Below are 12,792 nucleotides of genomic sequence, written 5' to 3'. Positions count from 1 at the left end.
GCCACCGGCCGGTCAGCCGGCGCGACGCGCGTGCATCAGGAATTCGCGGTTGCCGTCGCCGCCGGTCACCGGGCTGTCGAGCCAGGCCGCCACCGCCAGGCCGCAGCCGGCCGCGGCCTCGCGCAGCTTGGGCTCGACCCGCGCCAGCGCGGCCGTGTCCTTCACCAGTCCGCCCTTGCCGATGTCGCCGGGCTGCAGCTCGAACTGCGGCTTGACCAGCATCAGCAGATCGCCGGCCGGAGCCAGCAGCGGCGCCAGCGCCGGCAGCACCAGCGCGAGCGAGATGAAGGACAGGTCGCCGGTGATGAAGCCGAAGCCCTCGGCCGGACACGCCGCGCCCAGATCGGCCGCCACCAGATGGCGCGCGTTGACGCCCTCCAGCGCGGTGACGCGGGCGTCCGCGCGCAGCCGCGGGTGCAGCTGGCCGTGGCCGACGTCGAGGCCGACCACCCGCGCGGCGCCGCGCGCCAGCAGCACGTCGGTGAAGCCGCCGGTGCTCTGGCCGACGTCGAGCGCGACCCGGCCGGCCACCGCCAGTCCGGTCGCCGCCAGCGCGCCGTCGAGCTTCAGGCCCCCGCGCGACACCCAGCGCAGCTCGGCGTCGTCGGTGATCTCGATCTCGCAGCCCTCGGGCAGCTCGTCGCCGGCCTTGCGCGGCACGCTCCAGCCCCGGGCCCCGAGCCAGCGCACGGCGCCCTGGGCGATCAGCCGCTGCGCGGCCGAGCGCGTCGGCGCCAGGCCGCGGCTCACCAGCATCTGGTCGGCACGCATCTCGGCAAGCGCTCCGGGCCGATCAGTAGCGGTAGGTGTCGGGCTTGTAGGGGCCCTGCACCGGCACGCCGATGTAGGCGGCCTGCTCCTCGGTCAGCTCGGTCAGCTGGGCGTTCAGCGTGGTCAGCTGCAGGCGGGCGACCTTCTCGTCGAGGTGCTTGGGCAGCACGTAGACCTTGCCGATGTCGTAGGCGTCCTTGTGCGCGTACAGCTCGATCTGCGCCAGCGTCTGGTTGGCGAAGCTCGACGACATCACGTAGCTCGGATGGCCCGTGCCGCAGCCCAGGTTCACCAGACGGCCGCGCGCCAGCAGGATGATGCGCTTGCCGTCCTCGAAGACGACATGATCGACCTGCGGCTTGATCTCCTCGAAGCGGCACTTCTCTTCCAGACGGGCGACCTGGATCTCGTTGTCGAAGTGGCCGATGTTGCAGACGATGGCGTTGTTCTTCATCGCCGCCATGTGCTCGTAGGTGATGACGTCGCGGTTGCCGGTGGTCGTCACGAAGATGTCGGCCTGGCTCGCCGCCCATTCCATCGTCACGACGCGGTAGCCTTCCATCGCCGCCTGCAGCGCGTTGATCGGGTCGATCTCGGTCACCCAGACCTGGGCGGAGAGCGCACGCAGCGCCTGCGCCGAGCCCTTGCCCACGTCGCCGTAGCCGCAGACCACGGCGATCTTGCCGGCGATCATCACGTCGGTGGCGCGCTTGATGCCGTCGACCAGCGACTCGCGGCAGCCGTAGAGGTTGTCGAACTTCGACTTGGTGACCGAGTCGTTGACGTTGATCGCGCGGAACATCAGCTGGCCCTTGGCCGACATCTCGTTCAGGCGGTGCACGCCGGTGGTGGTCTCCTCGGTCACGCCGAGGATCTGCGCGCTCTTGCGGCTGTACCAGGTCGGGTCGACCGCCAGCTTGGCCCGGATCGAGGCGAACAGCTCGCGCTCTTCCTCGCTGCCCGGATTGGCGATGACCGACGCGTCCTTCTCGGCCTTCTTGCCCAGGTGCATCAGCAGCGTCGCGTCGCCGCCGTCGTCCAGGATCATGTTCGGGCCTTCGCCCTCGGTGCCGGCCGGACCGAAGTCGAAGATGCGGTGGGTGTAGTCCCAGTAGTCCTTCAGCGTCTCGCCCTTGTAGGCGAAGACCGGCGTGCCGCGAGCCACCAGCGCGGCGGCGGCATGGTCCTGGGTCGAGTAGATGTTGCAGGAGGCCCAGCGGACCTGCGCGCCCAGCGCCTGCAGCGTCTCGACCAGCACGCCGGTCTGGATGGTCATGTGCAGCGAGCCGGTGATGCGCGCGCCCTTGAGCGGCTGGCTCTCGGCGAATTCGCGGCGGATCGCCATCAGCGCGGGCATCTCGCCCTCGGCGATGGTCAGCTCCTTGCGGCCCCAGTCGGCCAGCGAGAGATCGGCGATGTGGAAGTCGCGGAAGACGGATTCGACGGCAGCGTTCATGTCAGCAAGCTCCAGAAGTTCCAGAAGTGGAACCGTCCGGCCCGCGCGGTCGTCGTCGGCAGGAAGGCCGGCGGGCGCGGCACCAGGCACGATTGACGTGCGATGCGCGCAGCTCACCCCGGGATTCCCGGCCGCGTCGGATGCGGTCGGACGGGTGAGCGCCGTTGCCTGTGGGAAGGGGTCCGAGCCTGGGGCGGTCGTCTGAATCGACCGGCCTTGCAACGCTCCTCGGACACGAGGACCGCATTGTAGCGACGCCCGATCGAGCACCGTGGCGAGGATCAGCCCCTGCGGTGGCCGGGTGATCGGCCGATCAGGCCAAGCCCCGACTTCATTCAGGTCAGAGCAGGGCCTGGATGGCCAGACGTTCGGCCGCGGGTGTCGACAGCGCCAGCCATTGCGCCAGCTCCTCGAGTTCCTCCAGGGCCAGCCCGGCCGGTGGGTCAAGCTCGGCTCGGCGCGCCAGCGTGGCCGACAGCGCCAGCAGCCGGCGCTGCGGGCGCAGCAGCGCCAGACTGCCACGCTCGGGATCGTGCTCGTCCTCATGCGGACGCGGCAGCAGTTGGCGCAGCAGCGTCGACAGCCGGGCGTGGCTCATCAGGGCCTGCTGCAGCTCGACCAGCGTGCCGCCGAGCAGCTCGCGCTGGCGGTCCTCGTCGGGATCGCGTCCGAGCCGACGCGCCACCTCCGGCGCCCGCCACCACAGCAGCACCTCGGCGAGGTTGTGCATCACCGCCGCGCCCTGCATCGCCTCGGCATGCGGATCGCCATGCTGCAGCTCGAACTCGGTGACCACCCGCGCGGTGCGCCAGGCACGCTCGAGCAGGCGCATCGCCTCGTCGAGCCGCTGCGGGTCGGCACCGGTACGCAGCTCCTCCTCCAGCACCCGCAGGCCCGCGGGAGGAAAGGCGCGGAAGAAAGGACCGATGCCCATCAGCACGACCGCCGCCGTGACGGTCTGGACCTCGGTGACCTGATGCTCGCCGCGATGCCGGCCGGCGTGGGACAGCACCCGCATCGTCATCAGCGGATCGCCTCGCACCGCGTCGGCGATCATGTGCGCGTCGACATTGCCAAAGCGCTCCTCGAGCAGCGCCAGCTCGGTCAGCTGCTCGGCGGTATCGGCCAGGATCGGCGCCGGCACGGCACAGAGAAAGGCACCCCAGGCATCGGGGTCGGTCGGAAGGGGGGACTGCGGGCTCATGTCCGGCTCCTCGGCAGGCGGATGTGACGGCACAGGAATGTCCTGGCCGATGTTATGAGCACCGCGTATGCGCCAATCCCCCGATCAGGCGCACAGAACGGCCACGATCAGCCGTTCAGCCCTTCAGTCGACTGTCCAGGAGTCCGCCCTCAGTTGCGCGGCGAATCCGGCAGCAGGCAGATCAGATCGCCATGGCGATAGAGCGCCTCGAAACGCCGGCCATCGAGATCGATCGAGCGGACCTCGAGCGCAACACCTTCGCTGGCACAGGCCTCGTGCGCCGCACGGTCACGGTCCAGGTCCGCAACGAGCCGGGCGCGACGCGATCGCATCAGGCTCAGCCAGGAGCGCAGGGCGTGAAAGCGTGGCGCAGCGGCGGGGCGGGTCGAGGGGGCCGACGAGGCAGCCAGAGAGAGCGAGGTGTTCATGGCGGTGGCAAGCTCGAAAAAACGGTCAGGTATCGCGAGGAGGAGAGAGGCTCGGAACGGTCATTCGGCAAATCGACGGGCCAGTGAATGAGGGTTTCATCGGATTCACGAGAGTTTCCGAATTGCTGCGACATGTCCGGCGGAAATGTCTTGACAGTCGAGATCATGCTAGGCCATGCGCGCCACAGCCGGAAAGCCCTCCAAAGATGGAATCGGGTATCAGTCGGATACCCGGTAATTTTTCAGGTTCCGGATCAAGGAGAAACCCTCGGATTGACCAGACCGGCTGCCTCGATGAAACCCCATGCCCCCACGAATCACACCCGACCTAGGAACAGCACGGGTATCAGGGTGATGTCGACAGGCCTAGGATGGGCCGCATGAACGCCCATGCCGTCGCCGCCCTGCCCGTGCGCACCCTCCGGCCGCTGCAGCCGATGGTCTGGCTGGAGCGTGCCTGTCACGATATCCGGATGGCCCCTCAGGTCGGGTTCGGCCACGGCGCCCTGATGGCGCTGTTCGGCATGCTGCTGATGCTGCTGGCGCGAGACCGTTTCTGGCTGCTGGCCGGCTCGATGTCAGGCTTCCTGCTGGTAGCCCCCATCCTGGCGACCGGTCTCTATGCGGTCAGCCGTGCGCTCGAGCGGGGCGAGACCGCAGGCTGGTCGACGGTCTTCACGATCTGGCGATCGCTGGATCGGCGCCTGGTCGGCTTCGGGCTGCTGCTGGCCGCCGCAGGCACAGGCTGGGTGATGACCTCGGCCGCGCTGATCACGCTGATGGCGCCGCAGCCGGTGCAGACGCCGGCCGATTTCCTGACCCATGTGGTGCTGAACCGGGAGTCCTGGCTGTTCGAGGCCTGGCTGGCGCTGGGCGGGCTGCTGGCGGCACCGGTCTTCGCCTCGAGCGTGACCGCGATCCCGATGCTGGTCGACCGTCAGATCAGCGTGGGCGACGCGGTGCTGGCGAGCTGGCGCACCGTGCTGGAGAACCCGGTGCCGATGGGCGTCTGGGCGGTGCTGGTGATGGGATTCACGCTGCTCGGCATGGGATCGCTGATGCTGGGCCTGGTCTTCGTGATGCCGATGCTGGGCCATGCCAGCTGGCATGCCTACCGCGACCTGCTGCCAGCCGAGGGCTGAGCCGAAGCGGCGCCTGACCCAAGGCCAGCCAACGCGCCAGCGCAGGCAGCGCAGACACCCGCGTGTCTCTCCGACGACACGCCACAGGGGCGCGTGTCACGGTCGCCGGGAAAGAACTTGATCGCCATCAATCGGCAGGCCTGAGCTGCAAAAGGGCATGACGGCCCGACCGGCGCCAGCGCGTATCATGCCGGCGCCTTGCCGCACCCGACGCGCCCCACCCTCTTTCGCCCCCCGCCCGCCTGCCCATGTTCGGCTACACCGAGGAACAGCTCGCCCAGTTCGGTCTGACCATCGGTGTCAGCGCCTTCATTCTCTACATGCTCTTCATCGTGCTGCAGCTCGCGCGCGAGTCGAAAGCCGGCAAGTTCGGGACCTTCATCCTGTTCATCGTGCTGGCCTTCGGCATGCTGGGCTTCGTGGCGAAGAACATCATCGCCTGGGCGATGGGGATCTGAGCGCAGATCCCCCTCAGATCACGACCTCAGATCACCATCTTGACCATCGGATGGGTGGTCAGCGTGCGGTAGAGCTCGTCGAGCTGCTCGCGGCTGGTGGCGTTGATGGTGATCGTCAGGCCAAGGTAGTTGCCCTTGGCGCTGGGGCGGTGCTCGATCGTCGCCGGATCGAAGCCGGGATCGAACTGCAGAGCCACCTGCGCGATCGCGGCCGCGAAGCCCTCGACATGCAGGCCCATGACCTTGATCGGAAAGGCGCAGGGATACTCGATCAGCGACTGCTCGGGCGGAATGACGGGCGGGGTGTGCATCTCTGGCTCTCCTTGCTTCAACGCAGCCACAGGCGCAGCTGGTCCCAGGCGCGCCCGAACATGCCGGCCTGAGCGACCGGCTCGAGCACGGTGACCGGCACCTCGGCCAGCACGCGCGTGCCCGACAGCACCTTCAGCGTGCCGACCTGCTGGCCCTGGCTGAGCGGCGCGATCAGCGGATCGGTGCGCACCAGCTGGGTCTTGACCTGGGCAGCCTCCCCGCGCGGCACGGCCACGCTCACCGGCACCTGGGTGCCGATCTTGGCAGTGGCGGCCGCGCCCTTCCAGACCTCGGCCGAGGTGATGACCTGGCGGGCATCGTAGACCTTGACCGCATCCCAGCTGCTGTAGCCCCAGTTCAGCAGCTTCTGGCTCTCGACCGCACGCGACTCCTTCGACGAGGCCCCGACGACGACGCTCAGCAGCCGGCGCGGCCCGTTGGGCAGGTCGCGCTTGGCGGTGGCGATCAGGCAGTAGCCGGCCGCATCGGTGTAGCCGGTCTTCAGGCCGTCGACGCTCGGATCGCGCCACAGCAGCAGGTTGCGGTTCTGCTGCGTGATCTTGTTGAAGGTGAATTCCTTGATCGAGTAGAACTTGACCTCGCCGGGGAAGTCCTGCAGCAGCCGGGTGGCGATGATGCCCAGCTCGCGCACCGTGCTGACATGGCCCGGGGCCGGCAGACCCTCGGGATTCCTGAACTGCGACACCTTCAGGCCGAAGGCCTGGGCCTGGCGGTTCATCATGGCGACGAAGTTCTCGACCGAGCCGCCGACCGCCTCGGCCAGCAGCACGGTGGCGTCGTTGCCGCTCTGCACGATCATGCCCTTGATGAGGTCCTCGACCTTCACCTTGTTGCCGACCTGGATGTACATGCGCGACGCATCGGTCATGCCGGTGCGCCAGGCGCGCTCGGACACGGTCAGCTCCTGGTCGAGCGCGAGCTTCTTGTCGCGCAGCGCCTGGAAGACCAGGTAGGCGGTCATCAGCTTGGTCAGCGAGGCGGGCTCGACGGTCACGTCGGCATCGCGCGAGGCCAGCGGCTGGTTGGCGCTCAGGTCGAGCAGCACATAGGCGCGGGCGGCGATCTCGGGCGGCTGGGGCAGCGCCTGGGCGAACACGGTCTGCGGCAGCAGCGCGGCCAGCGCGAGAGAGGCAAGGAGTCGTTTCATCGGAGCGGTCGGATTCGTTCAGGCGCGTTGGAACACGCGGGCGGCCGGCCGGTTCCCCGGCACGGCGGCGGAGGGGCGCAGGCCGGTCAGCGCCAGCTGCGCACGATCAGGTCACGCAGCTGCGTGAGCTGGCCGTGGAAGAAATGGCCGGTGCCGGGCATGACGATGACCGGCAGCTGCTGCGGCCGCGCCCAGTCCATCGTCGCCGACAGCGGCACCACATCGTCGGCCTCGCCGTGGATCACCACGGTGTCGGGCGGCACGTCGGCGGGAAGCGCACGCTGCGTCGACGGGCCGACCAGCAGCAGGCGCGAGGCGCGCGCGTCGCCCTCCAGCTGCGCGGCCGCCAGCGTGGTGACATAGGCGCCGAAGGAGAAGCCGCCCAGCGCCAGCGGGCGTCCGGGCAGGCGGTGCGCGGCGATCACCGCAAGCAGATCCTCGCTCTCGCCGCGGCCCTCGTCGTGCGTGCCCTCGCTGGCGCCGACGCCGCGGAAGTTGTGGCGCACCGTGCGCCAGCCCATCTGCAGGAAGGCGCGGACCATGGTCTGCACCACCTTGTTGTCCATCGTGCCGCCGAACAGCGGGTGCGGATGCGACAGCACCACCACGCCGACCGGCGCCTCGCGATCGGCCGGGTGGTCGATCGCGATCTCGATCGTGCCGACCGGACCGGCGATCCGGGCGCGTTCGGTCTGCGCGTTCATCGGCCGACGTCCTGGCCCAGCACCAGGCGCGCGACGACCTGGCCGTTCTTCAGGTGCGACTCGACGATCTCGTCGATGTCGCTGCGGTCGACGAAGGTGTACCAGGTCGCGTCCGGGTAGACCACCGCGACCGGGCCGCCGGCGCAGCGGTCCAGGCAGCCCGCCTTGTTGACGCGCACCTTGCCCGGCCCGGCCAGACCGGCGGCCTTGACCTGCTTCTTGCAGTGGTCGAAGGCTGCCTGGGCATCGTGGTCGGCGCAGCAGGACTCGCCGTTGTCACGCTGGTTCAGGCAGAAGAAGATGTGGCGTTGGAAGTAGCTGCTCATGGCACGGATTGTAGGAGTCACCCCGATCGCGACGGACTCGCGGGGGCTCGGATGCGGTGGGGATCGGCCACCTGGATCAGCAGAAACAGCAGCGCCGCGAAGGGCCAGAGCCAGCCGATCCACTGCGCCAGCCCGTGGAAGCGGATGAAGCGCCCGCGCTCCCAGCCGGTCAGGCTCAGCGAGAAATAGGGATCGGTGCCGGCCTGCGTCACCAGCATGATCAGCAGCGTCAGCGCCACCAGACCCAGCGCGGCGACCAGCCGGCGCGGCACGAAGGCCAGGCCCAGCCCCAGGCCCAGCCCGACCAGCAGGCCCGGCAGCACCGGCGGCGTCAGCCAGGACATCGCGTGCTCCGGCCCGAAGTTCAGCAGCGTCGACAGCGCGGTCGCGCCGACGCCGGCCAGCAGCAGCAGCGCCAGCGTCAGGATGCGGTGGCGCACCCGCCGCAGCATCACGAAGCTGACCACGCAGGGCGCCAGCAGCCCGAGCGCGATCACCGAGACCTCGGTGCCGGGCTCGAGTGCGCCGACCGGATCGGGCAGCGGAATCCAGCGGTGCAGCGGCGTGTCGGCCAGCCAGGCATCCAGCGCGACCAGCAGCCGCTCCAGCGCCTGGCCGGTGGCCAGCGGCACCGGTGGCGGAAAGAGCAGCCCGATCGGCCAGGACAGCAGCAGCGCCAGCCCCAGCGTGCCGTGGGGCACGAAGATCACGTCGCGCAGGCGCTGCCAGTGCGCCAGCACGCCCAGGCGCAGCAGCAGCACCGCCACCAGCGCGCCGACCAGCGTGCCGGCGCTGTTGAGCAGCCAGTCATGGCGCGAGGGCACACGCAGCGGCAGCAGGTTCTGCGTCCACTCCATCAGCAGCGACAGCAGCGAGCCGAACAGCAGCGCCTGCAGCAGCGTGCGCAGTGGCCCCAGTCCTGCACGCAGCCAGGCCAGCGCCAGCAGCAGCCCGAGCGGCAGATAGCCGGCAAAGTTGGCCCAGAGATCGAAGCGGTTGTGGCGCTGCACCGGCAGCCACAGCAGCTCGTGCGGCAGCTGGCCCGGCAGCAGCACCGGCCAGCGCCATGGCCCGAAGGGGTGCAGGCTGGCATAGGCGATCAGCCCGGCCCACAGCCAGGCCAGCGGCCAGGAGGAGGAACGGTGCGCAGGAGGCGGCGCAGGCGATGGCGGCAGCGCGGCGGTCGTCATCGCCCCGGACGGTCAGAAGGGCTTGAAGACGACCAGCGCGACGATCGCGGCGAACAGCAGCACCGAAATCTCGTTGTAGACACGGAACCAGACATGGCTGCGGCGGTTGTCGGCGCGTTCGAAGCCGCGCAGCAGCCGCGCGTTCATGTGGTGGAATCCGATGACCGCCACCACCAGCGTCAGCTTGGCATGCACCCAGCCGTTGCCGGGGCCGCGCCAGAAGGGCCAGCCCAGCCACAGCGCCAGGCCGGTCACCAGCGCGATCACCATCAGCACGGTGGCGAAGCGCTGCAGCTTGCGCCCCATCAGCAGCAGGCGCTCGCGCTCGGCATGGCTGTCGGGCGCGACCATCGCCAGGTTGACCAGGATGCGCGGCAGGTAGAACAGCCCCGCGAACCAGCTGGCCACGAGGATGATGTGCAGGGTCTTGGTCCCCAGATAGAGCGTGTCCATGGGCAGATCATACGGCCCGGACCAGCGCCCCTGGCCGGGACAGGTCACTGCTACAGGATGCGGCGCGGGTGGGCCAGCGCCTCGTGCGCGGCATGCAGCCGGCGCACCAGCACCCGGATGAAGGCCTCGTCGAACAGATGCCGGGTGGCCGGGCTCAGCCGGGCCAGGGTGTCGGGCGTGAACGAGATCGTCGTGGCGCTGTCGGTCACGATCACGTCGGTGCTGTGCACCCGCAGCTCCGGATTGGGCGCCAGATAGGCCATCTCGCCGACCGAGGTGCCCGAGCCCAGCAGCGCCACGCGCCGGCCGTCGCGCCAGACCTCCAGCGTGCCGGTGGCGATGATGTGGAAGGTGCGGCCCTCCTCGCCGCGGCGGTACAGCGCCTGGCCGGCGGGCAGGCGCTCCCAGCGCGCGCGGTGCACCACCTCCCACAGCGCGATGTCGCCGAAGCGGGTGAAGAAGTCCAGCGTGCGCAGCAGCGTGAAGCGCTCGGAGTCGAGCACGCCCTGCACCGCGCCGCGCGGCACATGCTGCATCGCGATCAGGCCGGAGAGCGCCTCGCCGAGCGCCTCCCACGAGGGATGGCGGTCGTCGGCGCGCTTGGCCAGGCAGCGGCGCACCACCCGGTCGAGCGCCGGCGAGACCCCGGTGCGCACGCCCACCAGCGAGGGCGGCTCGACATGGCAGATCTGGTGCATCAGGCTGGCCTGGCTGGAGGCCTCGAAGGGCGCGTGGCCGGCGATCAGGTGATAGAGCACCGCGCCCAGGCCGTAGATGTCGGCACGCGCGTCGAGCTCGGCGCCGTCGAGCTGCTCCGGCGACATGTAGGCCAGCGAGCCGACGCGGTGGACCTGCGTCTCGTCCGAGCGCAGGTTCAGCGCGCTGCCGAAGTCGGTCAGCTTGATGTCGCGCACCTCGCGGTCGCTGCCCACGGTCAGGATGTTGGCCGGCTTGACGTCGCGGTGGATCAGCCCCTGGCGGTAGCAGTAGCCCAGCGCCATCGCGCACTTGAAGCCGATTTCGACGATCTGGTCGAGCGGCAGCAGGTGGTCGGGCGCGCAGAAGGCCCGCAGCGTCGTGCCGGGCACGTACTCCATCACCACGCAGGGCGCACGCGGATCGGGCATCGCATCCAGGATGTCGACCACGTTCGGATGGTGCAGCCGCCCGGCCAGCGCCGCCTCGGAGGCGAAGAAGCGCGCGAAGACATGCGCATCGGCCGCATCGCCCAGCACGCTGGCGCGCACCCGCTTGACCGCCACCTGGCGATCGTTGAACTCGTCGTGACAGAGGAAGACCTCGCTGGTCGTGCCCTCGCCGAGACGGCGGATCACGCGGTACTTGCCGATGCGCTGCGGCGGGTCGGAGAGGTCCGGGTCGGAAAGATCGATCATCGGCGGCGGGCTCGGACAGGGTGGGCGATCTTTTCACCGGCCCCTGCCCGACACAAGTGCGGATTGCTCGGCTGACCCGCCCCGTAGAATCCGCCCCATGATTCAAGCCAAAGAGCAACTCCTCGCCGCCCTCGGCGACGCGCTGGCCGAGATCGCGCCGGGTGCGGCGATCGAGCCCGCCTTCGAAAGCCCGAAGCAGGCCGCCCACGGCGACCTCGCCTGCACCGCCGCGATGCAGCTGGCCCGACCGCAGAAGAAGAACCCGCGCGAGCTGGCCGGCGCGCTGATCGCCGCGCTGCAGGCCCGCCCGGCGGTGCAGCAGTGGGTCGAGGCGCTGGAGATCGCCGGCCCCGGCTTCATCAACATCCGCCTGAAGCCCGCCGCGCGCCAGCAGGTCGTGGCGCAGGTGCTGGCCGAAGGCGCCGGCTTCGGCCAGGCCGCGGCCAACGGCCGCAAGGTGATGGTCGAGTTCGTCTCGGCCAACCCGACCGGGCCGCTGCATGTCGGCCACGGCCGCCAGGGCGCCCTGGGCGACGCGCTGTGCAACCTCTACGCCTCGCAGGGCTGGCAGGTGCACCGCGAGTTCTACTACAACGATGCGGGCGTGCAGATCGCCACGCTGGCCAACTCGACCCAGTGCCGCCTGAAGGGCCTGAAGCCCGGCGACGCCGAGTGGCCCGAATCGGCCTACAACGGCGACTACATCCAGGACATCGCCGACGCCTTCATGGCGCGCGCCACCGTCCAGGCCGACGACCGCGAGTTCACCGGCTCGGGCGACCCGGACGACCTCGACGGCATCCGCCAGTTCGCGGTGGCCTACCTGCGCCACGAGCAGGATCTGGACCTGCGCGCCTTCGGCGTGCGCTTCGACCACTACTACCTCGAGTCGAGCCTGTACACCTCGGGCCGGGTCGAGGAGGCGGTGGCGAAGCTGGTGGCCGCCGGCAAGACCTTCGAGGACGGCGGGGCCCTCTGGCTGCGCTCGACCGACTACGGCGACGACAAGGACCGCGTGATGCGCAAGTCCGACGGCGGCTACACCTACTTCGTGCCCGACGTGGCCTACCACGTCCACAAGTGGCAGCGCGGCTTCGACAAGGTCGTCAACGTGCAGGGCTCGGACCACCACGGCACGATCGCGCGGGTGCGCGCCGGCCTGCAGGCGGCCGGCGTCGGCATCCCGACCGGCTGGCCCGACTATGTGCTGCACAAGATGGTCACCGTCATGAAGGGCGGCGAGGAGGTGAAGATCTCCAAGCGCGCCGGCTCGTACGTGACGCTGCGCGACCTGATCGAGTGGACCAGCCGCGACGCGGTGCGCTTCTTCCTGATCAGCCGCAAGGCAGACACCGAGTTCGTCTTCGACGTCGACCTGGCGCTGAAGGCCAACGACGAGAACCCGGTGTTCTACGTGCAGTACGCGCATGCGCGCATCTGCTCGGTGCTGGAGAAGTGGAAGGCCGAGCACGGCGGCGACCCGGCCGTGCTGGCCACCGCCGACCTGGCGGTGCTGGACGCGCCGACCGAGTTTGCGCTGATGAACAGGCTGGCCGAGTACCCCGAGATGCTGGCGCGCGCCGCCGAAGGGCTGGCGCCGCACGATGTCGCCTTCTACCTGCGCGACCTGGCCTCGGCCTACCACAGCTACTACGCCGCGGTGCGCTTCCTCGACGGCTCGGCCGCCGCGATGGCCGCGCGCATGGCGCTGCTGCAGGCCACCGCACAGGTGCTGCGCAACGCGCTGGCGGTGCTGGGCGTGAGCGCGCCCGAGCGCATGTGAGCC

The 12,792-nt window shown here is 69.7% G+C and carries 14 protein-coding genes and 1 riboswitch; of the genes, 3 read left to right on the top strand and 11 right to left on the bottom strand.

What is annotated here, in order from left to right; all coding sequences use genetic code 11:
* Positions 1 to 12: 12 nt before the first annotated feature.
* The 4 genes from HZU84_RS05150 to HZU84_RS05135 all read right to left on the bottom strand — a co-directional run bounded on the left by HZU84_RS05150 (position 13) and on the right by HZU84_RS05135 (position 3,859).
* A complete protein-coding gene (locus tag HZU84_RS05150; protein ID WP_149504914.1) occupies positions 13 to 771 on the bottom strand; it encodes a TlyA family RNA methyltransferase in 759 nt (252 codons plus the stop codon).
* Between the two features lie 22 nt (positions 772 to 793).
* The gene (gene ahcY, locus HZU84_RS05145) at positions 794 to 2,227 is read right to left on the bottom strand and encodes an adenosylhomocysteinase (RefSeq protein ID WP_149504915.1); all 1,434 of its coding nucleotides are present in this window, start codon (positions 2,225 to 2,227) and stop codon (positions 794 to 796) included.
* Positions 2,228 to 2,376: 149 nt separating this feature from the next.
* Positions 2,377 to 2,463, bottom strand: a riboswitch (S-adenosyl-L-homocysteine riboswitch).
* 104 nt (positions 2,464 to 2,567) lie between these two features.
* Positions 2,568 to 3,431: an HDOD domain-containing protein gene (locus HZU84_RS05140; RefSeq protein WP_149504916.1), complete on the bottom strand. Its 864-nt coding sequence runs from the start codon at positions 3,429 to 3,431 to the stop codon at positions 2,568 to 2,570.
* Between the two features lie 149 nt (positions 3,432 to 3,580).
* Complete coding sequence (locus tag HZU84_RS05135; RefSeq protein WP_149504917.1) at positions 3,581 to 3,859, bottom strand: hypothetical protein; 279 nt, start codon at positions 3,857 to 3,859, stop codon at positions 3,581 to 3,583.
* Positions 3,860 to 4,239: 380 nt separating this feature from the next.
* Between HZU84_RS05135 and HZU84_RS05130 the strand changes: the two genes are divergently transcribed.
* The gene (locus HZU84_RS05130; RefSeq protein ID WP_180692802.1) at positions 4,240 to 5,001 is read left to right on the top strand and encodes a DUF2189 domain-containing protein; all 762 of its coding nucleotides are present in this window, start codon (positions 4,240 to 4,242) and stop codon (positions 4,999 to 5,001) included.
* 248 nt (positions 5,002 to 5,249) lie between these two features.
* On the top strand, positions 5,250 to 5,459 hold the full coding sequence (locus HZU84_RS05125; RefSeq protein WP_149504919.1) for a DUF2788 domain-containing protein: 210 nt from the start codon (positions 5,250 to 5,252) through the stop codon (positions 5,457 to 5,459).
* A 26-nt stretch (positions 5,460 to 5,485) separates the two neighbouring features.
* Here the strand turns inward: HZU84_RS05125 and HZU84_RS05120 are convergent, their stop codons facing one another.
* The 7 genes from HZU84_RS05120 to HZU84_RS05090 all read right to left on the bottom strand — a co-directional run bounded on the left by HZU84_RS05120 (position 5,486) and on the right by HZU84_RS05090 (position 11,006).
* Entirely contained in the window at positions 5,486 to 5,770 is a 285-nt protein-coding gene (locus tag HZU84_RS05120) for a YbeD family protein (protein ID WP_149504920.1), read from the bottom strand.
* Positions 5,771 to 5,787: 17 nt separating this feature from the next.
* Entirely contained in the window at positions 5,788 to 6,939 is a 1,152-nt protein-coding gene (locus tag HZU84_RS05115; protein ID WP_149504921.1) for a D-alanyl-D-alanine carboxypeptidase family protein, read from the bottom strand.
* An 86-nt stretch (positions 6,940 to 7,025) separates the two neighbouring features.
* Positions 7,026 to 7,643, bottom strand: coding sequence for an alpha/beta hydrolase (locus tag HZU84_RS05110; protein WP_149504922.1), 618 nt, complete (start codon positions 7,641 to 7,643; stop codon positions 7,026 to 7,028).
* Positions 7,640 to 7,969, bottom strand: a complete 330-nt coding sequence (locus HZU84_RS05105) for a (2Fe-2S) ferredoxin domain-containing protein (RefSeq protein WP_149504923.1) — start codon at positions 7,967 to 7,969, stop codon at positions 7,640 to 7,642. Before HZU84_RS05105 ends, HZU84_RS05110 begins: the two co-directional genes overlap by 4 nt.
* Before the next feature lie 17 nt (positions 7,970 to 7,986).
* Positions 7,987 to 9,159 carry a VanZ family protein gene (locus HZU84_RS05100; protein WP_149504924.1) on the bottom strand — a complete coding sequence of 391 codons (1,173 nt, stop codon included), beginning with the start codon at positions 9,157 to 9,159 and terminating at the stop codon, positions 7,987 to 7,989.
* 12 nt (positions 9,160 to 9,171) lie between these two features.
* Positions 9,172 to 9,612, bottom strand: coding sequence for a CopD family protein (locus HZU84_RS05095; RefSeq protein ID WP_149504925.1), 441 nt, complete (start codon positions 9,610 to 9,612; stop codon positions 9,172 to 9,174).
* A gap of 50 nt (positions 9,613 to 9,662) precedes the next feature.
* A complete protein-coding gene (locus HZU84_RS05090; protein ID WP_149504926.1) occupies positions 9,663 to 11,006 on the bottom strand; it encodes a serine/threonine-protein kinase in 1,344 nt (447 codons plus the stop codon).
* A 97-nt stretch (positions 11,007 to 11,103) separates the two neighbouring features.
* Here HZU84_RS05090 and argS point away from each other — a divergent pair, with 97 nt between their 5' ends.
* On the top strand, positions 11,104 to 12,789 hold the full coding sequence (gene argS, locus HZU84_RS05085) for an arginine--tRNA ligase (RefSeq protein WP_149504927.1): 1,686 nt from the start codon (positions 11,104 to 11,106) through the stop codon (positions 12,787 to 12,789).
* The last annotated feature ends 3 nt before the right edge of the window (positions 12,790 to 12,792 follow it).

The organism is Sphaerotilus sulfidivorans, assembly GCF_013426975.1.
GTDB classification, from domain to species: domain Bacteria; phylum Pseudomonadota; class Gammaproteobacteria; order Burkholderiales; family Burkholderiaceae_C; genus Sphaerotilus; species Sphaerotilus sulfidivorans.
The sequence above is the reverse complement of the archived record's forward strand: the minus strand, read 5'-3'. Positions and strand labels throughout refer to the sequence as shown.